The following is a 19,118-nucleotide window of genomic DNA, read 5'->3' as shown; positions in this document are numbered from 1 at the left end:
CCGGCCCGCCGGGCTCCGAAGTGTCGGCAGGGAGCACTAAAGTTTTTGAGCACAACCACCGAGACCGGGAGGCGCCGCTCCATGTCGTCCAGCGACTCGTTCGTCCATCTGCACGTGCACACCGAATACTCGATGCTGGACGGGGCCGCGCGCCTCAAGCAGATGTTCAAACAGGTCGGCGACCTGGGGATGCCCGCGATCGCGATCACCGACCACGGCAACATGCACGGCGCCTACGACTTCTACCGGCAGGCGACCGGCGCCGGCATCAAGCCGATCATCGGCATCGAGGCCTACGTCGCGCCCGAGGCGCGCCACAACAAGAAGCCGGTGCTGTGGGGCGAGCCGCACCAGAAGCGCGACGACGTCTCGGCGGGCGGCTACTACACCCACATGACGATCTGGGCGCGCGACAAGACCGGCCTGCACAACCTGATGAAGCTCAGTTCGCGCGCCTACACCGAGGGCTTCGTGCGCAAGTGGGCGCGGATGGACGCCGAGATCCTCGCCGAGCACGCCGAGGGCCTCATGGCCACCACCGGCTGCCCGTCGGGCGAGGTGCAGACGAGGCTGCGGCTCGGCCAGTACGACGAGGCGCTGCGGGCCGCCGCGAAATACCAGGAGATCTTCGGCAAGGAGAACTTCTACCTGGAGATCATGGACCACGGCCTCGACATCGAGCGCCGCGTCCGCGACGGGCTGACCAGGATCAGCAAGGAGCTCGGCATCCCGCCGCTGGTCACCAACGACTCCCACTACACCTACGAGTCCGACGCCGCCTCGCACGACGCCCTGCTGTGCATCCAGACAGGCAAGCAGCTGTCCGACCCCGACCGCTTCCGCTTCGACGGCAGCGGCTACTACATCAAGAGCGCCGACGAGATGCGCGCCGTCGACTCCTCCGACCTGTGGGCCGAGGGCTGCCGCAACACTCTGCTGGTCGCCGAGAAGGTCGACCCGGCCGGGTTCTTCGCGTTCAAGAACCTCATGCCGACCTACCCCGTCCCCGACGGCATGACGGAGAGCGAGTTCTTCCGCAGGACCGTCTGGGAGGGCATGGCCAGGCGCTGGCCGGAGGGCTACGACGAGCAGCACAAGAAGCAGGCCGAGTACGAGATCGGCATCATCGAGCAGATGGGCTTCCCGAGCTACTTCCTCGTGGTCGCCGACTTCATCATGTGGGCCAAGCAGAACGGCATCCCGGTCGGCCCGGGCCGGGGCTCGGCGGCCGGTTCGCTGGTGGCGTACGCGATGGGCATCACCGACCTCGACCCCATCCCGCACGGCCTGATCTTCGAGCGGTTCCTCAACCCCGAGCGTGTGTCCATGCCCGACGTCGACATCGACTTCGACGAGCGCAGGCGCGGCGACGTGATCCGCTACGTGACGGAGAAGTGGGGCGCCGACAAGGTCGCCATGATCGCCACGTTCGGCACCATCAAGGCGAAGGCCGCCATCAAGGACGCCGGCCGCGTCCTGGGCTACCCGTACGCGCTGGGCGACCGGGTCTCCAAGGCGTTCCCGCCCGCCGTCATGGGCAAGGACATCCCGCTGTCGGGCATCTTCGACAAGGACCACCCGCGCTACAACGAGGCCGGCGAGCTTCGCAAGCTCTACGAGGAAGACGTCGACGTCAAGTCCACGATCGACCTGGGCAAGGGCCTGGAGGGCCTGATCCGGCAGACCGGCGTGCACGCCGCCGGCGTGATCATGTCCCGCGAGGTGCTGACCGACCACATCCCGATCATGCGCCGCGACTCCGACGGCGCGATCATCACGCAGTTCGACTACCCGACCTGCGAGACGCTCGGCCTGCTGAAGATGGACTTCCTGGGCCTGCGCAACCTCACCATCATGGACGACTGCCTCAAGATGATCGAGGCGACCACGGGCGAGAAGGTCGACCTGCTCTCGCTGCCGCTCGACGACCGCAGGAGCTACGAGCTGCTGTGCAAGGGCGACACCCTCGGCGTGTTCCAGCTCGACGGCGGCGGCATGCGCTCGCTGCTGCGGCTCATGCGTCCCGACAACTTCGAAGACATCTCCGCCGCCCTCGCGCTCTACCGCCCGGGCCCGATGGGCGCCAACTCCCACACCAACTACGCGCTGCGCAAGAACGGCCAGCAGGAGATCACGCCGATCCACCCCGAGCTGGAGAAGCCGCTCGAGGACATCCTCGACACGACGTACGGCCTGATCATCTACCAGGAGCAGGTCATGGCCATCGCCCAGCGCGTGGCCGGCTACTCCCTCGGCGCCGCCGACCTGCTGCGCCGCGCGATGGGCAAGAAGAAGAAGGCGGAGCTGGACAAGCAGTACGCCTCCTTCGAGCAGGGCATGAAGGACAACGGCTTCTCCGGCGCCGCCATCAAGGCGCTGTGGGACATCCTGCTGCCGTTCTCCGACTACGCCTTCAACAAGGCCCACACCGCCGCCTACGGCCTCATCGCCTACTGGACCGCCTACCTCAAGGCCAACCACCCGGCCGCCTACATGGCGGCGCTGCTCTCCTCGGTGAAGGACGACAAGGACAAGTCGGCCCTGTACCTCAACGAGTGCCGCCGCATGGGCATCAAGGTGTTCCCGCCCGACGTCAACGACTCCGACTTCGACTTCACGCCGCGCGGCACCGACATCCGTTTCGGCCTGTCGGCCGTCCGCAACGTCGGCGGCAACGTCGTCGACGGCATCATCGCCGCGCGCAAGGCGAAGGGCCGCTTCGCCGACTTCAAGGACTTCCTGCGCAAGGTGCCGGCCATCGTCTGCAACAAGCGGGTGATCGAGTCACTGATCAAGGCGGGTGCGTTCGACTCGCTCGGCCACGTGCGCAAGGGCCTGGTCATGGTGCACGAGCAGGCCGTCGACGCGATCATCGACATCAAGAAGAACGAGGCCATCGGCCAGGACTCGCTCTTCGGCGCGATCGACGGCGGCGAGGACCAGACGTTCGACGTGCAGATCCCCGTGGGGGAGTGGGACAAGAACACGCTGCTGCAGTTCGAACGCGAGATGCTCGGCCTGTACGTCTCCGACCACCCGCTGTTCGGCGTCGAGCACATCCTGGCCGCCGGGGCCGACTGCTCGATCGCCGCCGTCCAGGACGACAGCCGGCCCGACGGGCAGGTGGTGACACTGGGCGGCATCCTCAGCGGGGTGCAGCGCAAGGTCACCAAGAAGGGCGACACCTGGGTGCTGACCCAGCTGGAAGACCTCGAAGGCTCGATCGAGGTGATGATCTTCCCGTCGGCGTACCAGCTGTGCTCGACGATCCTGGCCGAAGACGCGATCGTGTTCGTCAAGGGCCGGATCGACAAGCGGGAAGACGTCGCCAAGATCATCGCCATGGAGGTGACGGCGCCCGACCTGACCCAGGAGTCCGGCGGGCCGCTGCTGGTGAGCCTGCCGCTCAACCGCTGCACGCCGCCGGTGGTGGGGCGGCTGAAGGAGGTCCTCGCCACCCATCCGGGCACCTCCGAGGTGCACCTCCAGGTCCACAACGGCCCGAAGACCACGGTGATGCGGGTGGGCGACCGGTACCGCGTGACCCCCTCGCCGGCCCTCATGGGCGACCTGAAAGAACTCCTCGGCCCCGCCTGCGTGGGCGCCTGACGCCCCGCAGGGCGACCTCGGAGAACTCGTCCGTCCGGCGCCCCCAAGACGCGGCTCCATCCCGGCCGTGACGGGCTCGGCCGGGGCAGCGCTGTGACGGGGTCGGCCGGGGTCGCGTCGTACAGGCGCGGGTGGGTGGTCCGGCGTGGTCAGTGGGGGAGGGCTGAGTCGGCGAGGCGGCCGGTGGGGCGGTAGACGGCGCACATCACGTCGCGGTCGCCGTCGGCCCAGGTCTCCGCGGTCGGCATGATCGGGTAGTACCTCAGGTCGTCGCGCTGCGGGCCCCACAGCTCGGCGTACCGCTCGCCGCAGCTCTGCCACGCGAACGCCTTCAGCGCCGCGGCGTCGTACGCGCCGTCGGGGGCGTGGGTGAAGCCGTACGACTGGTTGTCGGCGCCCTGCGCGCACGGGGTGTAGAGGACGATCCGGTCGGCGGCCTCCGGCGAGTACGCCGGGTCGCTGAAGCACTCGCCGCCCTCGATCATCAGCACCCCGGTGGTCTCGGCGGTGATGAACGTCTCCGTCTTGACCACGGGCCGTTCCGGCGGCACCACGAACAGCGTGCCGAGCGCCACGACGGCGGGCAGCAGCCCCCAGCGACGGGCGGTCACCACCATCCGTCCACCTCCGAGGCATCGGTTCCCGCGATCCGCGATGATCGTAGACGTGGCCGGGAGAACGCCGGGCCAACGTCCGGTGACCACCACATTGACGATCATGAATTAACCCGGCGGCCAGCCGGCGGACAGATGATCGTCAGCGGCGCCTGCGTCAATTCGCTGACGTCCGCGCGCGTCCCGCACGCGGACGGGTTCCACGCCTCATGGAGAGAGCCAGAAGTGAACGAGACCAGGAAGCCGTGGTCCCCGCGGTCGCGGCAGGCCAAGCTCGTGGCGGCCGGCACCGGCGCGCTGCTGATCGCCGGTTTAGCCTTGGGCCCCGCCGCCCTCGGTGTGGCGGCGCCGCCCGTCTACCCCGCCGCGGAGGTGCACAAGCCCTCCCCGATCCCCGACCGCATCATCCTCATCCCGACCACCACGCCCGCCACCAGCCAGCGCGTGTCGTGGCGCGCCGAGGCCACCGCGGACAACGCCCAGGCCCAGATCCTGGAGGCGCCGCGCGCCCTCGGCCAGGTCCAGCCGACGCCCGGCGCCGTGACCAGCGTCAAGGCCATGGCCAGCACGCCGGTGAACACCACGCTCGGGTACGCCTCGACGTACCACACGGTGGAGTTCGGCGAGCTGAAGCCGAACACCCGCTACACCTACCGCGTCGGCGACGGCACCAACTGGAGCGCCTGGACCGACTTCACCACGGCGGCCTCCGGCTTCGACCCGTTCTCCTTCATCTACTACGGCGACGCGCAGAACTACCTCGACTCCGCCGTGCCGCGCGTGTTCCGCCAGGCGTTCGCGGACCGGCCGCAGGCCAAGGCGATCGTCAACGCGGGCGACCTCATCGACTCCGCCAACAGCGAGGAGCAGTGGGGTCAGTGGTTCAAGGCCGGCGGCTTCATCGACGGTCAGATCAACAACATCTCGATCCCGGGCAACCATGAGTACAGCGGCGGGCTGTCCACGTTCTGGCGGCCGCAGTTCCCGTATCCGGACAACGGGCCCGGCAACCCCGAGCTGAAGCAGACCGTCTACACCCTCGACTACCAGGGTGTGCGCTTCATCGGCCTGGACAGCAACGTGCAGAGCAACGCCACGCTCATGGCCGCGCAGACGGCCTGGCTGGAGGGCCTGCTCAAGGACAACCCGAACAAGTGGACCGTGGTGACCTTCCACCACCCCGTGTACTCGACCACCGGCACCCGCAACAACCCGAACGTCCGCGCCCAGTGGGCGCCGCTGTTCGAGAAGTACGGCGTCGACCTGGTGCTGCAGGGGCACGACCACTCGTACGGGCGCGGCAACCAGGTGGCGGCGCGCAAGTCGGCGACCGTGCACAACGGCGTCGCCTACGTCGTGTCGGTCTCCGGCGGCAAGATGTACGCGCTCAACGGTGGCGAGAACTGGACGAACAACGGCGCCGAGGTCCGCAGCACCAGCCAGAACACCCAGCTCTACCAGCTCATCGACGTCGGCGAGGAGACGATCACGTTCGAGGCGCGCTACGCCAACGGCGAGCACCACGACGGGTTCGTCATCCGCAAGAACGACGAGGGCGAGCGCACCGTGAACGAGCTGCGCACCCCCGAGAACACGGTCGGCGAGCAGGTCGTCGTCGACAAGACCTCGGCGCGGCGCCTGGAAGAGGTCAAGGTCTCGGCGTACGGCTACGACCCGGGCGAGAAGGTGGCCATCTGGTGGCGCCCGCAGGAGGACGACGCCCGCCGCGGTGACCGTGACGGCCTGCTCGTCGGCTACGGCAAGGCCGACGAACTCGGCCGGTTCGAGCAGGACGTCCGCGTGCCCGTCCTGGCGAAGAAGAACGGCGTGTACGTGGTCTACCTGGACAGCCAGCACCAGAAGATCACCAGCCCCGCCATCACCGTCACCAGATGACCCCGGACGGGTGGGCCCCACCCCGGCCCACCCACCCCTCCCTCCCCCCGGCCTGCCCGCCTGCTTGGCCGCCCCACCAGACCTGACGGCCTGCGACGGCTCCGAGAACCGGGCCGCATCGCGTACCGACGGACGGGTGGGCCGACCGGGCCGTGCGGACCCGCCTGGTCCCTACAAGCCGGGTCCGCCTGACCCGCGTCGCCTCCACGCCGCGACCGGGGCTCGCCGGTGAGCCGTGCGCCCCGCGGAGACGGGGTCCGGCTCGCCCGGTGTGTGGCTGCCGCGGCGAGGCCCGCCTGACGGGGCTTGGCATGTCCGGACGTGCGCACCCTGTGGGGGTCGGCCGTGTGCGGGTGTGACGTCAGACCGCGGTGGGGTGTCGTGCCGGTGCGGCGTCCCACCCGGGTGGGACGCCGTGTGTGCGTGGATCTTCGATTGGTTGCCTACAGGAGTCGCTCGTGAAACTCGCCCTCATCGCACGTGCCTGCGTGCTCCTCGCCGTTGCCGTCGTCGTGCCGGCCGGTGTCGCGGGGGCGCCGGCGTCGGCGCATCCGTTCGGCCCGCCGTCCATGGCCACGATCGTGGCGGAAGGCTCACAGGTGAGCCTGTCGTGGAAGGCCGCCGAGGACGACTGGGTGGCGCTGGGCCGCTCGCTCGGCGCGTTCGGAGATCCGTCCAAGGGCATCGACACCGCACTGACGGGGGAGCAGCAGCTGGCCCGCTCCGCCGCCGTACGGGACTATCTGCTGTCCCGGGTGGAGGTGAGTCAGGACGGGCGGCCCTGTGAGGGCGAGCTGGAACCGCTGGAGCGGCTGCTCACCGACGGCGCACGGTTCGGATTCGCGTGCGCGGAGCCGGTCGTCGAGGTGGACGTCCGGATCGCGGCGCTGACCGACCTGAACCAGGCGTACCGCACCGTGCTCACCGCCGGGACGCCCGCCGACCCGGCGCAGACCATGCTCACGGCCGAGGCTGACACCCGGCACCTGAGGTTCGAGCCGTCGGCGGTGGGCGGGGTGTCGCTCGCGGTGCCCGCCGTGGTGCTGGTGGCCGCGCTCGCGGCGCTGGTCGCGTTCCTCGTCCGCGGGCGGCGGCGGCGCGTGGGCGTGGCCGCGTGAACGGCACCACGGGGCCGGAGAACTACCTGATCGCGCTGTTCGACGGGGCGGGGGCGTTCTGGCTGATGCTGGCCGTGGCGCTGGGCGTGGGGGCGCTGCACGCGGTCGCGCCGGGGCACGGCAAGAGCGTGACGGCGGCGTACCTGATCGGCACGCACGGCCGGTGCCGGGACGCGCTCCGCCTGGGCGTGGTCGTCGCGCTCATGCACACGGTGTCGGTGCTCGCGCTCGCGCTCGTGTGGGTGGGGTTGAGCAGCGCCGCCGTCGGGACCAAGGCCGTCACGGCGTGGCTGCAGGTGATCGCGGGCGCGGTGGTGATCGGGGTCGGTGTGCATCTGACGTACCGCCACCTCCGCTCACGAAGGACGGCGCCCGCGAACGCGCACGGGCACGGGCACGGGCACGGGCACGGGCACGGGCACGGGCACGGGCATGGTCACGGGCACGGTCACGGTCATGGGCATGGGGAGGAGCTCATGGATCCGTGGTCGCGCCGAGGGCTCACCGCCCTCGCCCTCTCCGGGGGTCTGGTCCCCTCGCCGTCGGCGTTCATCGTGCTGGTGAGCGGGCTGCTCACCGGGCGGGCGTTGGACGCGGTGGTGCTGGTGGGTGCCTTCGGGGTGGGCATGGCCGCCACACTGACCGCCGTCGGGGTGGTGACGGTCCGCGGGGCCGCACTCATGGGGCGGCTCGGCCGGCGGCAAGCGCCCGGCCTGCGCTCCCTGCGCGCCGCCGCGTCCTGGACGCCCGCGCTGGCAGGCGTCGCCGTGGCCACCGGCGGCGGCCTGTACGTGGCGACCGCCGTGACGGCCCTGCTGCCCTGAGGTCCGGAATCGGCCGGGACCGCTGCCGGAACGGACCGGTGTTGGTTCGGCCGGGCGGGAGGGTGACCGGCATCGGTCCGTGGAGGCGGCGGGTGATTGGGCGGGTGTGGGCGACGTCGGGGTAATTGGGTGGGGGTGATGGGAATTGGGGGAGGATCGCAGGGTGAGCGAACTGTGTTATTTGCCCGCTACCGAACTGGCTCGTCTCATCAGGACGCGCGAGGTGAGTGCCGTCGAGGTGCTCCAGGCGCACCTCGACCGCATCGAGCAGGTCAATCCCCGTGTGAACGCCGTCGTCACCCTGGTCGCCGAACAAGCCCTCGGCGCGGCCAAGGCGGCCGACGCCGCGGAGCCGGCCGGGCCGCTGCACGGCGTGCCCGTCGCGCACAAGGATCTCGTCGACACGGCCGGCATCCGCACGACGTACGGCTCCCCGCTCTTCGCCGACCACGTGCCCGGCAAGGACCACCTGGTCGTACGGCGGTTGCGCGCGGCCGGGGCGATCACCGTGGGCAAGACCAACACCCCGGAGTTCGGCACCGGCTCCCACACGGTCAACGAGGTGTTCGGCGCCACCAGAAACCCGTACGACCCGACCAAGTCGGCCGGCGGCAGCAGCGGGGGAGCGGCGGTCGCGCTGGCCACCGGCATGATCCCGCTGGCCGACGGCAGCGACATGGGCGGCTCCCTGCGCAACCCCGCCTCGTTCTGCAACGTCGTCGGCCTGCGCCCCACGCCCGGCCGCGTCCCGGGCATCTCGGAGACGGCCGCCTGGTACACCCTGTCGGTCCCTGGGCCGATGGCCAGGACGGTCGAGGACGTCACGTTGATGCTCGGCGCGATCGCCGGGTTCGACCGGCGCTCGCCGTACTCGATCAAGGAGATGTTCGCGCCCGAGCCCGAGGAGGGGGTGGCGGGGCTGCGGGTGGCGTGGAGCCCCGACCTGGGCGGGCTGCCCGTGGACCCGCGCACGGCGGCGGTCACCGCGACCGCGCCGGCCGTGTTCGAACGCCTCGGCGCCCACGTGGAGCAGACCGATCCCGACCTGACCGGCGCGGAGGAGGCGTTCCGCACCTACCGGGCCTGGTACTACCTGCTCGCCCACGGCGACAAGACCCGGCTGGGCCCCAACACCGCCTGGAACGTCGAGCAGGGCCGCCAGGTCACCGGCGCCGACCTGGTGGCCGCCGAGGTGGCGCGCAGCCGCCTCTACCAGCGCATGGCCGCGTTCTGGGACACCTACGACGTGCTGATCGCGCCGGTCAGCCAGGTGCCGCCGTTCCCGGTGGAGCAGCCGCACGTCAGCGAGATCAACGGCCGGCGGCTGCCCGACTACCTCGCCTGGATGCGCTCGGCGTACTGGATCAGCGTGCTGCACGCGCCGGCCGCGTCCGTCCCGGCCGGCTTCACGGAGGACGGCCTGCCGGTGGGCGTGCAGATCATCGGGCCGCCGTTCGAGGACGCCAGGGTGCTGCGGGTGGCGCGGGCGTTCGAGCAGGCCACGGGGCACGGCCTGCGCAGGCCCCCGCTCTAGACGACCGGACCCCCGTACGGCTGCCGCAGGGGCGACTCGCGGTAGCCGTGCATGCCTTCGAGCAGCGTGAAGAACCCCACGGCCAGCAGCGGCCAGGACACCAGCACCCCGGGGGCCGTCAGTTTCAGCGCCCCAGGGACGACCTTGATCCCGGGCACGGCCGCGGCCTGCACCACGACCGATCCGATGGTGAACGTCGACCCGGTCCACAACGTCAGGAAGGAGGCCGCCACCCCACCCGCGCAGAGCCCGAGCAGCACCGCGAGCATCCAGCGCCGCCCGATGAACCAGGCGACGCCGCCGCACAGCAGTCCCAGCCCGCCCGTGATCACCGCGAACCAGCCGTCGGCCGCGATCAGCGCCTGCGTGGTCGGGTCGGCCAGCGTGGGGCCCTGCTCGGTGACCTGGTAAGGGGCCCGCGGCGTGACGCCCGACCAGAGCAGGCCGGCGGCGACCCCGAGAGCGGCGAGAGTGAGGACAGTTACCGCAAATGCGCGTACTTCCCTCGTCACGCCACTCCCCTTCACATGTGCGTCCGAATCAGCTCGATGGTATCCCCCGGCTAGGCTCGCTTCGTGATTGCAGAAGAGGTCTGGAAGATCGAACCCTCCGGCCCCCTCCGGGGGGACGTCGAAGTACGCGGCTCCAAGAACGGCGTCTCCAAGCACATGGTCGCGGCGATGCTGGGCGACGGCGAGAGCAGCATTCACAACGCCCCGGAGGTGGGCGAGGTCGGCATCACGGCGGACATGCTGCGCGCCCTCGGCATCCATGTCGAGATCTCCCGCACGGAGATCAGGATCGAGAAGGGGCCGGCGATCGAGCCCCGGGTGCCCGACGCGTTCACCGGCCTGAACCGCATCCCCATCCTCATGCTGGGCCCGCTGCTGCACCTGGCGGGCGAGGCGTTCGTGCCGCTGGTCGGCGGCGACCCGATCGGGCGGCGGCCGGTGAACTTCCACGTCGAGGCCCTGCGCGCGATGGGCGCCGAGGTCGAGGTCGGCGAGAGCGGCATCTTCGCCAAGGCGGCCCGCCTGCGCGGCACCCGGATCGAGCTGCCCTACCCCAGCGTGGGCGCCACGGAGACGGTGCTGATGTCGGCGGTGCTGGCCGAGGGCAAGACGGTGCTGAAGAACGCCGCCACCGAGCCCGAGGTGGTGGAGCTGGCGCTGTTCCTGCAGCGGATGGGCGCGATGATCGAGCTGTCGCCCGACCGCAGGATCCTCATCGAGGGCGTCGAGCGCCTGCACGGCGCCTCCACCTGGCTGGCCGGCGACCGCATCGAGGCGTTCTCGTACCTGGCGGCCGGTCTGATCACCCAGGGCGAGGTCCGCGTGCACGGCTGCCCGCAGGACCGCCTGGTCACCGCGATCACCACGCTGGCCAGGATGGGCGCCAGGTTCGACATCAACGACGAGTACCTGTGCGCCACCGCGCCCCCGGAGGGCCTGCGCGCGGCGGCGGTGCAGACCGACACCCACCCCGGGTTCATGACCGACTGGCAGACGCCGCTGATGGTGCTGTTCACCCAGAGCCACGGCATGTCGGTGCTGCACGAGACGGTCTTCGAGAACCGCCTGGTGTACGTGCCCGCGCTGCAGCGGATGGGCTGCGAGATCGAGGTGTTCGACCAGTGCCTGGGCGGCCCGGCCTGCCGCTACCACGACACCAACGCCCGCCACTCGGCCGTCGTGCGGGGTGTCTCCAGGCTGAGGGGAGCCGACGTGACGCTGCCCGACATCAGGGCCGGCTTCTCGGCGGTGCTGGCGGCGGCGGTCGCCGACGGGCCGTCCACGCTGCGCGGCGTGCACCACATCGAGCGCGGCTACCACCGGCCGTTCGAGCAGTTCGCCTCGCTGGGGCTGAACATCAGGAGGGACTCGGGTGAGTAAGCAGCAGTAAACAACTGTAAAGACGCTGGAAGCGGGCGTTTGCCAATGATCGGGACGTCGCACATCAAGTGACGTGACCGTACTCAGATCCGTCGGGGGACTCGGGCTGGCGGGGGCGCTCGGCGGGGTGCTGGTGGCCGCACTGGCCGCGCCCGTGGTGAGCGGGGGCGGCATCGCCGCGCGTGATGTGACGAAGACCTTCATCGACCTGCCGCCCGCCCCGCGCGAGGAGCCGCTCGCGCAGGTGACCAGGCTGCTGGACAAGGACGGCCGGCCGTTCGCGCAGTTCTACGAGACCAACCGCAGGATCGTCCCGCTGCGCAAGGTCGCCCCGGTGATGCGCCGGGCCATCGTGGCCATCGAGGACGCCCGCTTCTACGAGCACGGCGGCCTCGACGTCCGCGGCACGCTGCGGGCGTTGCTCACCAACACCCAGGCGGGCAGCATCCGGCAGGGCGGATCGTCCCTGACCCAGCAGCTCGTCAAGAACATCCTGGTGGAGAACGCCCGTACCAACGCCGAGCGCGATCGTGCCCGCGCGCCCAACCTGGCCCGAAAGATCACCGAGCTGCGGCTGGCGCTGGCGCTGGAGAAGAAGTACCGCAAGGCGGAGATCCTCGAGCGCTACCTGAACATCGCCTACTTCGGCGCCGGGGCCCACGGCGTGGAGGCGGCGGCCCGGCGCTTCTTCTCCACCTCGGCCTCGAAGCTGACGCTGGAGCAGGCGGCCACGCTGGCGGGGGCGGTGCGGATGCCGTACTCGACGGACCCCTCGCTGGGGCGGGACCATCGGGCCCGGCTGCGGGAGCGGCGCGACCTCGTGCTCGACCGCATGGCCGGGCTGAACTGGATCACCAAGCAGGAGGCGGCGCGCGCCAAGGCGGCGCCGCTGGGCATCGACCTCCGCCCCGAGCCGGGCGGCTGCGAGCAGAGCGAGTACCCCTTCTACTGCCTGTACGTCCAGCGCGAGCTGCTGTCGAACCCGGCGTTCGGCAACACCGAGGCCGAGCGGCGCAACAGGCTGGCCAGGGGCGGCCTGACGATCAGGACGAGCCTCGACCCGATCGCGCAGCGCGCCGCCGAGCGGGCCATCAAGCGGCACGTCTCGCCCGAGGACACCGAGGTGGCCGCCGAGGCGATGGTGGAACCGCGGACCGGGCGGATCCGGGCGATGGCGGCCAGCAAGGGCTTCGGCCGCAACCCCGGCGACCGCAAGAACGGCCCCAAGACCACCTTCAACCTGGTCGCCGACGTGGCCCACGGAGGCGGCCAGGGTTTCCAGGCCGGATCGACGTTCAAGGTGTTCACCCTGGCCACGGCGCTGAAGCAGGGCTGGCGTTTCGGCGACGGCTTCATGACGCCGGGCTCGCTCGTGCCGTCGCAGGGCTACCGCGACTGCGACGGCAAGCCGGTCAACGACCCGAACAGCCGCATCCTGAACGCCAGCGGCGAGGGCGAGGGCGGCCCGCACAGCCTGGAGACCGGCACCTGGAAGTCGGTGAACATCTTCTACATGATGCTGGAGCGCAAGGTCGGGCTCTGCAACGTGGTGCGCACGGCCAAGGCCCTCGGCATCACGCGGGCGGACGGCAAGCCGCTGCGCGAGGTGCCGACGTTCACCCTCGGCATCAACGAGATGGACCCGGTGACGGTGGCGGCGGCGTTCGCGGCGTTCGCGGCGCGCGGGATGTACTGCCGGCCGCTGGCCATCGTGGAGATCGTCGGCAGGGAGGGGCGGCGCACACACGTGCCGCCCGCGTGCGAGCGGGCCATCGAGCAGCCGGTCGCCGACGCGGTCAACCACGTGCTGGAGGGCGTGTTCGACCAGGGCACCATGAAGGGGCAGGGTCTCGGCCGGCCCGCCGCCGGCAAGACGGGCACCAACAACGGCTACACCTCGGCCTGGTTCGCCGGGTACACGCCGGCGCTGGCCGCGGCGGTGAGCGTGGGCGACATCCGGGGGTCGTACCGGTTCCCGCTGCAGGGCGTGCAGATCGGCGACCGCTTCTACGGGTCGGTGCAGGGGGCGTCGCTGCCGGGGCCGATCTGGGTGGAGTCGATGCGGTCGGCGCTGCGGAACACCGAGTCGCGCGGCTTCCCCGGGCCGGACATGTCGCGCTTCGGCGGCGGACACACGCCGGGCCTGGAGGAGGCGCTCGCCCGGGAGGAGGCCCGCGACGGGGAACGCGAGGGCAGGCGGCGCGGCGACCACGGCTTCGGCAGGCGGCACCGCCGGCTCGTCGAGTGGCTGATGGGCGAGGGCCTGCTGCCGCCGTCGTACGGCCGGCCCCGCCGCGAGCGGCACCGGTCGCACGGGTTCTTCGACTGGTAGCTCAGCCCCGCCTGCCGATGGGGGCGGTGATCGCCCGGGTGAGCGTGATGAGGTTGTCGGGCGCGGTCTCGATCTGCAGGCCGCGCCTGCCAGCCGAGAAGTAGATCGTCGCGAAGTCGAGGGCGGAGGAGTCGACCACGGTCGGGAGTTGCTTGCGCTGGCCGAGTGGGCTGATGCCGCCGACGACGTAGCCGGTCACCCGCTCGACCTTCGCGGCCTCGGCCATCGCGGCCCGCTTGCTGCCGAGCGCGCTCGCCAGCGCCTTGAGGTCGAGCTTGCCCGCCACCGGCACGACCGCGACCGCGAGCCCGCTCTCGACCTCCGCCACGAGCGTCTTGAAGATCCGTTCGTACGGGACGCCGAGCGCGTCGGCGGCCTCCTCGCCGTAGGCCTGGGCGGAGGCGTCGTGATCGTAGGGGTGGAGCGTGAACGCGGCCTTGGCCTTGGTCAGCGCCATGGTGGCCGGAGTGCCGCCCTTGCCTTTCGATGTGCTCACGGCACCCGATTGTAGCGAATCTACAATGTAAAGGCGCGGCCGGGGGTGTACCCGAAGGCCCGCCCGAACACGTCGATGAACGCGCTCGCCGAGGCCCACCCGCACCGGTGCGCGACCGCCGTCACCGGCACGCCGTCGGCCAGCAGGACCAGGGCGCGGTGCAGGCGGAGCTGGGTGCGCCACTGGGGGAAGGTCATCCCCAGCTCGGCCCGGAACAGCCGCGCCAGCGTGCGGTCGGCGGCGCCCGCCTGGACGGCGAGCTGGGCCAGCGTACGGCGGTCGGCCGGGTCGCGGCGGAGCGCGTCGCAGACGGCGGCCAGCCGCGGGTCCCTGGGCGTGGGCAGGTGCAGCGGCTGCTCGGGCGCCCGCCTGACCTGGTCCAGCAGCACGGCCAGCATTCTGGCCCGCTCGCCGTCCTCCAGGGCGCCGGTGTAGGCGACGATCAGCTCGCGGAGGAGGGGGCTGACGGCGAGGACGGCCGGACGGCGGAGAGCGAGCGGGTTGCGGGTCAGGCCGACCAGGCGCAGGTCGGTGTCGCCGTGGGCGAGGTGCTCGTGGACGGTGCCGGCCGGGATCCAGATCGCCCGGTTGGCCGGCGCCACCCAGGTGCCGGCGTCCGTGGTGACGGAGACGACGCCGCGGCGGGCGTACACGATCTGGTGGGTGTCGTGGCGGTGGGCGTCGATGCCGGCGCCGGGCGCGAGGGGCCGCCGCCCGGTGGGCGCTTCCGGTAGATGGCGGATTTCCGGCATGAGTTGGCACTTTATCGGAAGCGGGCCAGCGCCGGCCCGGTCCATGATCGGGGCGTGAACAGGATCCCCATGCTTGCCGCCGGTCACGCCGCCGTGGACTTCTACCAGGGCGCGGTGCCCGCCCTCGTGCCGTTCCTGGTCGTGGAGCGGGGCTACGGGTACGTCGCCGTCTCCGGCGTCGTGCTGGCCGCGACGTTGCTGTCGTCGATCGTGCAGCCGATCTTCGGCGTGCTGACCGACCGGCGGCGGATGCCGTGGCTGATCCCGGTGAGCATGATCCTGTCCGGCGCGGGGGTGGCCGCCGGGGGAGTGACCGGCTCGTACGCGCTGACCTGCCTGGCCGTGGCCCTGTCGGGGCTGGGCGTGGCGGCCTACCATCCGGAGTCCGCCCGGCTGGCCCGGTTGGCGAGCGAGGGCAGCCATGTGCGGATGAGCTGGTTCTCCCTGGGCGGGACGCTCGGGTTCGCCTCGGCTCCCGTGCTCGTGACGCCGCTGCTCGCGGTCTGGGGGCTGGGCGCCTCGCCGTGGCTGGCGCTGCCGGCCGTGCTGGGTGCGCTGGTGACGCTGCCGGCCGTCAGGGCGCTGTCCGGGGGAGCGGCGGCGGCGCGGGGCGCCGCCGTGCCGGTCTCGGGGCGCGACGACTGGCCGTCGTTCGCCCGGCTGACCCTCGTGATCGTCTTCCGTTCCGTCGTGTACGTCGGCCTCAGCGCCTTCGTGGCTCTGCACCTCGGCGGCGGGGCGGCCGGCGCGGTGGCGCTGTTCACGCTGTTCGCGGGCGGGGCGGTGGGCACCGTGCTGGGCGGCAGACTGGCCGCGCGCTGGGGCCGGGTGCGCACGATGCGGCTGGCGTACGCGCTGGCCGTGCCCGCGGTGGCCGGGGTGGTGTTCGTGCCGGGCCCCGCGGCGTACGTGTTCGTGGCCGCGTCCTCGATCGCCCTGTACGCCCCCTTCTCCCTGCATGTGACGCTCGGCCAGGACTTCCTGCCGACTCGGCTGGGCACGGCGAGCGGTGTGACCCTGGGCCTCGCGGTGAGCGTGGGCGGCCTGGTCGGCCCGCTGGTGGGCGCGGTGGCGGAGGCCGCCTCGCTCAGGACGGCACTTGCCTGCCTGGTGGTGTTCCCCGTGCTGGCCTGGCTGCTGGCGCGCACGCTGAGGGAGCCCTCATGACCGGCGGGCCGGCAGGCGCAGGACGCTGGTGTTGTCGCGCCGGGTCGGGTCCAGACGGGAGGAGGTGACGTGGGCGACGATCGCCGGCCGCCGGTCGGCGTCGGAGCCCACCTCGACCCGGGCCGTGATCCGCACGGGGCTGCCCGGGCGTACGGCGCCGATCGTGCAGTCGGCCCGTCTGCCGGCGGTCGAGCAGCGGGCGCCGCTGACGTCGGCCAGTTTCGTGCCGGGCGGCACGGTCAGCGTGAGCGGCACCTGGGCGGCGGCCAGGAGGCCGCGCATGGTGACGGTGGCGGTCACGGTGGCGGAGCCGCCGGATCTGACCCGGCGGGACGGTCCCGACGTCCTGACCGACAGTGCGTCGTACACGCCGCGCGGGTCGGCCTGCTGCACGATCGCGCCGTAACCTTCCGGGTTGAGCGTGGTGGCGACGGAGTTGCCCTCGGACTCGCCGTCCTCCTTGCCCGCCGACAGCACGCCGACCAGGTCCCCGGTGCCGCGCACGATCCACGGGCCGCCGCTGTGGCCCTTGTGCAGGTGGCAGTTGTCCGTCACCATCCGGCCGGCCGGGGACGCGCCCGTGGTGTCAGCGGTGGTGGAGGCCGTGATGACCGGGGCGCGGGTGAGGCCGTCGGCGCGGCGGGTCCGGCCGACGCACATCAGCTGGTCGCGGCCGTCGTAGGGCTGTCTGCCGAGCAGTCCCGGATAGCCGGTGGTGGTGATGGTGTGCCGGCCGCCCCGGTTGAGCATGGGGGTGAAGGCGCCGACGGCGTCCTGCAGGGTGCGCTTGCGCTTGCCGACCTCGATGAGGGCGATGTCGTAGACGGAGTTCCAGTCGCCGCCGCTCAGCCCGGTGTAGCCGTCGGGTTTCCACGCCCGCCGCCCGCCCCACCGCCCGTACGGCTCGCGCCGCCGCACGCTCTCCGCCCGCCCGTCGTAGGCCGGCACGAACGCGAAGTTGCTGTGCCACCGGCCGATCACCGAGCCAGGGGGGACGCCGTAGACGCAGTGGGCGGCGGTGACGATGAGCAGCCGGGTGGCCGAGCGTACGACGGAGGCGCTGCACGAGTCGCCCTGCCCGAAGGCGTTGACGAAGAACAGCCGGCCGGTGATGCGGCTGTGCGCCGCCGCCGTGTACGGCCTGGTCACGCGGGCGTAGCCGTTGTCGTCGCCGCCGGGCGTGAGGCGCTTGGCCGTGGGCACGCTGTGCGGCCGGGCCGTGCGCGCGCTGCCGTGGAGCCTGCCGTGCGGTCTGCCGTGGGGCGCCGGTGCGCTGCGCGGCAGGTCGACGGGGCTGGCCTTGGCCTGCTTGCCGGGAGTCCAGTAACGCACCGCGCGCCCCGGCCGCATGAGCGGCGACGACTCGGCCCCCCATGAACGGTCGCGCCCGAGCGCGCGGACCGCGGGCTCCGGGTCCGCCGCCCCGGCCTTCACCGGCCGTGAGGCCGGCGGCCGGTCGGCCGTCGCGGGAGTGGTGAAGGCGAGGCCGGCCAGCGCGGCCAGGGTGGTCACCAGAGTTCTCCGCACAATGTCCCCCAAAACAGCTCGACAGCCCTATAATCACTTTAAGTCACCATATGAGCGCGAAGTGTAGTTAGGGTCTCGTGTCGCGTTCAGCCCGCGGCGGCGCCGCCCTCGTGGCGGCCGGGCGGCAGGATCTCCTCCGTGCTCGCCTCCGACGGCTCCCGGTCGGGCCGCAGCCCTCGCCAGGAGGGGTGACGCAGCCGCCCGTCACCGGTGACCTCGGCGTACTGCACCTCGCCCACGATCCGTGGCTCCACCCAGTGCGCGTCGCGGGCGTGCTCGCGCGGCACCGGCTCGTCGAACGCCGGCTCCCCGCGCTCCAGCGGCGCCAGGCGCTCGCCCAGGTCGCGCAGCATGGCCTGGGTGAAGCCGGTGCCGACGTGCCCGACGTACCGCAGCCGCCCGCGCGGGTCGTACGCGCCGAGCAGGAGCGAGCCGATCATGCCCGCCCGCCGCCCGCCGCCGGCCTTCCAGCCGCCGATCACGACCTCGACGGCGCTGACGTTCTTGACCTTGGTCCATTCGGCGCTGCGCCGGCCGGGCCGGTACGGGGAGCTCATCCGCTTGCACACCACCCCTTCCAGTCCGAGTTGCCGGGAGGAGTCGAACGCCCGCTCGGCCTGCCCGCTGAACCAGACGGGCACCTGCCACCGGTAGCCGGGCGTGAGCGTGCCCTCCAGCAGTTCCCGGCGCTCGGTGTACGGCCGGGAGACCGTGCTCCCGTCCTCCAGGTGCAGGATGTCGAACGCCATGAACGTCACCGGTACCGTCCTGGCCAGCTGCGCCACGGTCGCAGGGTGGCGCTGGTGCATCCGCGGCTGCAGCGCCTCGAAGCTGGGCCGCCCGGCATCGTCGAAGGCCACGACCTCGCCGTCGATGACGGTCGCGCGCCCGCCGGTGGCGCCGGCCATGAGCTGCAGCTCGGGGTAGGCGGCGGTGATGTCCCTGCCGTTGCGCGACAACAGCCGTACGGCGCCGTCCTCGACGTAGGCCAGGGCGCGCACGCCGTCCCATTTCATCTCCACGGCCCAGCCGGGTCCCTGCACGGAGCTCAGGGTGCCGAGCTGGGCGAGCATCGGCGAGTAGGCGGGCAGCCGCACCATGGTGCATGCCGTACCCCAGGGGGTGGATCGGCAGTGGCCGGCCCGGGTCTGCAGATGGTCAAAGCGACCCGTCTTCCACCAGTTCGGCCAGATCTACGCCGTGTTGGTGTAGTTCGGCGACGGTGGCGCAGTAGCCGCGCAGGTAGGTCCGGCCGTTCACGTGGTGGCAGACGCGCAGCACAGGGCGATCGTCCAGAATGATCACCTCTATCACGAGGCCGCCGGGCCCGTGCCACCGTCCCATGGCGGCAAGGTTA

The 19,118-nt window shown here is 71.7% G+C and carries 15 protein-coding genes; 8 read left to right on the top strand and 7 right to left on the bottom strand.

What is annotated here, in order from left to right:
- Nucleotides 1-81: 81 nt before the first annotated feature.
- A complete protein-coding gene (gene dnaE, locus ACIBP6_RS17435) occupies nucleotides 82-3,609 on the top strand; it encodes a DNA polymerase III subunit alpha (RefSeq protein WP_397053419.1) in 3,528 nt (1,175 codons plus the stop codon).
- Between the two features lie 149 nt (nucleotides 3,610-3,758).
- Here dnaE and ACIBP6_RS17430 read toward each other — a convergent pair whose 3' ends face one another.
- A complete protein-coding gene (locus tag ACIBP6_RS17430) occupies nucleotides 3,759-4,226 on the bottom strand; it encodes a hypothetical protein (RefSeq protein WP_397053193.1) in 468 nt (155 codons plus the stop codon).
- A gap of 222 nt (nucleotides 4,227-4,448) precedes the next feature.
- Between ACIBP6_RS17430 and ACIBP6_RS17425 the strand changes: the two genes are divergently transcribed.
- The 4 genes from ACIBP6_RS17425 to ACIBP6_RS17410 all read left to right on the top strand — a co-directional run bounded on the left by ACIBP6_RS17425 (nucleotide 4,449) and on the right by ACIBP6_RS17410 (nucleotide 9,595).
- Nucleotides 4,449-6,119, top strand: a complete 1,671-nt coding sequence (locus ACIBP6_RS17425; RefSeq protein ID WP_397053191.1) for a fibronectin type III domain-containing protein — start codon at nucleotides 4,449-4,451, stop codon at nucleotides 6,117-6,119.
- Between the two features lie 458 nt (nucleotides 6,120-6,577).
- Nucleotides 6,578-7,237 carry a hypothetical protein gene (locus ACIBP6_RS17420; protein WP_397053189.1) on the top strand — a complete coding sequence of 220 codons (660 nt, stop codon included), beginning with the start codon at nucleotides 6,578-6,580 and terminating at the stop codon, nucleotides 7,235-7,237.
- On the top strand, nucleotides 7,234-8,061 hold the full coding sequence (locus tag ACIBP6_RS17415) for a nickel/cobalt transporter (protein ID WP_397053187.1): 828 nt from the start codon (nucleotides 7,234-7,236) through the stop codon (nucleotides 8,059-8,061). The genes ACIBP6_RS17420 and ACIBP6_RS17415 overlap by 4 nt, the downstream gene beginning before the upstream one ends.
- A gap of 163 nt (nucleotides 8,062-8,224) precedes the next feature.
- Complete coding sequence (locus ACIBP6_RS17410) at nucleotides 8,225-9,595, top strand: amidase (RefSeq protein ID WP_397053185.1); 1,371 nt, start codon at nucleotides 8,225-8,227, stop codon at nucleotides 9,593-9,595.
- Here ACIBP6_RS17410 and ACIBP6_RS17405 read toward each other — a convergent pair.
- On the bottom strand, nucleotides 9,592-10,107 hold the full coding sequence (locus ACIBP6_RS17405; RefSeq protein WP_397053183.1) for a hypothetical protein: 516 nt from the start codon (nucleotides 10,105-10,107) through the stop codon (nucleotides 9,592-9,594). The two genes, ACIBP6_RS17410 and ACIBP6_RS17405, sit on opposite strands and share 4 nt — an antisense overlap.
- 63 nt (nucleotides 10,108-10,170) lie before the next feature.
- On the opposite strand from ACIBP6_RS17405, the gene murA reads away from it, so the two are divergent.
- Nucleotides 10,171-11,487, top strand: coding sequence for a UDP-N-acetylglucosamine 1-carboxyvinyltransferase (murA, locus tag ACIBP6_RS17400; RefSeq protein ID WP_246075658.1), 1,317 nt, complete (start codon nucleotides 10,171-10,173; stop codon nucleotides 11,485-11,487).
- 73 nt (nucleotides 11,488-11,560) lie between these two features.
- The gene (locus tag ACIBP6_RS17395) at nucleotides 11,561-13,819 is read left to right on the top strand and encodes a transglycosylase domain-containing protein (protein ID WP_397053181.1); all 2,259 of its coding nucleotides are present in this window, start codon (nucleotides 11,561-11,563) and stop codon (nucleotides 13,817-13,819) included.
- A 1-nt stretch (nucleotide 13,820) separates the two neighbouring features.
- Here the strand turns inward: ACIBP6_RS17395 and ybaK are convergent, their stop codons facing one another.
- Nucleotides 13,821-14,276: a Cys-tRNA(Pro) deacylase gene (gene ybaK / locus ACIBP6_RS17390; RefSeq protein WP_132622599.1), complete on the bottom strand. Its 456-nt coding sequence runs from the start codon at nucleotides 14,274-14,276 to the stop codon at nucleotides 13,821-13,823.
- A 59-nt stretch (nucleotides 14,277-14,335) separates the two neighbouring features.
- Nucleotides 14,336-15,067, bottom strand: coding sequence for an AraC family transcriptional regulator (locus ACIBP6_RS17385; protein WP_397053179.1), 732 nt, complete (start codon nucleotides 15,065-15,067; stop codon nucleotides 14,336-14,338).
- A gap of 54 nt (nucleotides 15,068-15,121) precedes the next feature.
- On the opposite strand from ACIBP6_RS17385, the gene ACIBP6_RS17380 reads away from it, so the two are divergent.
- Entirely contained in the window at nucleotides 15,122-16,234 is a 1,113-nt protein-coding gene (locus ACIBP6_RS17380; protein ID WP_397053177.1) for an MFS transporter, read from the top strand.
- On the opposite strand, the gene ACIBP6_RS17375 is transcribed toward ACIBP6_RS17380, so the two are convergent.
- The 3 genes from ACIBP6_RS17375 to ACIBP6_RS17365 form a co-directional block, all read right to left on the bottom strand.
- Complete coding sequence (locus ACIBP6_RS17375; RefSeq protein ID WP_397053175.1) at nucleotides 16,229-17,746, bottom strand: trypsin-like serine peptidase; 1,518 nt, start codon at nucleotides 17,744-17,746, stop codon at nucleotides 16,229-16,231. The two genes, ACIBP6_RS17380 and ACIBP6_RS17375, sit on opposite strands and share 6 nt — an antisense overlap.
- A 101-nt stretch (nucleotides 17,747-17,847) precedes the next feature.
- Complete coding sequence (gene ligD / locus ACIBP6_RS17370) at nucleotides 17,848-18,861, bottom strand: non-homologous end-joining DNA ligase (RefSeq protein ID WP_397053173.1); 1,014 nt, start codon at nucleotides 18,859-18,861, stop codon at nucleotides 17,848-17,850.
- 58 nt (nucleotides 18,862-18,919) lie between these two features.
- Nucleotides 18,920-19,105, bottom strand: a complete 186-nt coding sequence (locus ACIBP6_RS17365; RefSeq protein WP_397053171.1) for a hypothetical protein — start codon at nucleotides 19,103-19,105, stop codon at nucleotides 18,920-18,922.
- Nucleotides 19,106-19,118 lie beyond the last annotated feature (13 nt).

The organism is Nonomuraea terrae, assembly GCF_044465245.1.
Lineage (GTDB): Bacteria > Actinomycetota > Actinomycetes > Streptosporangiales > Streptosporangiaceae > Nonomuraea > Nonomuraea terrae.
This window is presented reverse-complemented; position numbering and strand designations above follow the sequence as displayed.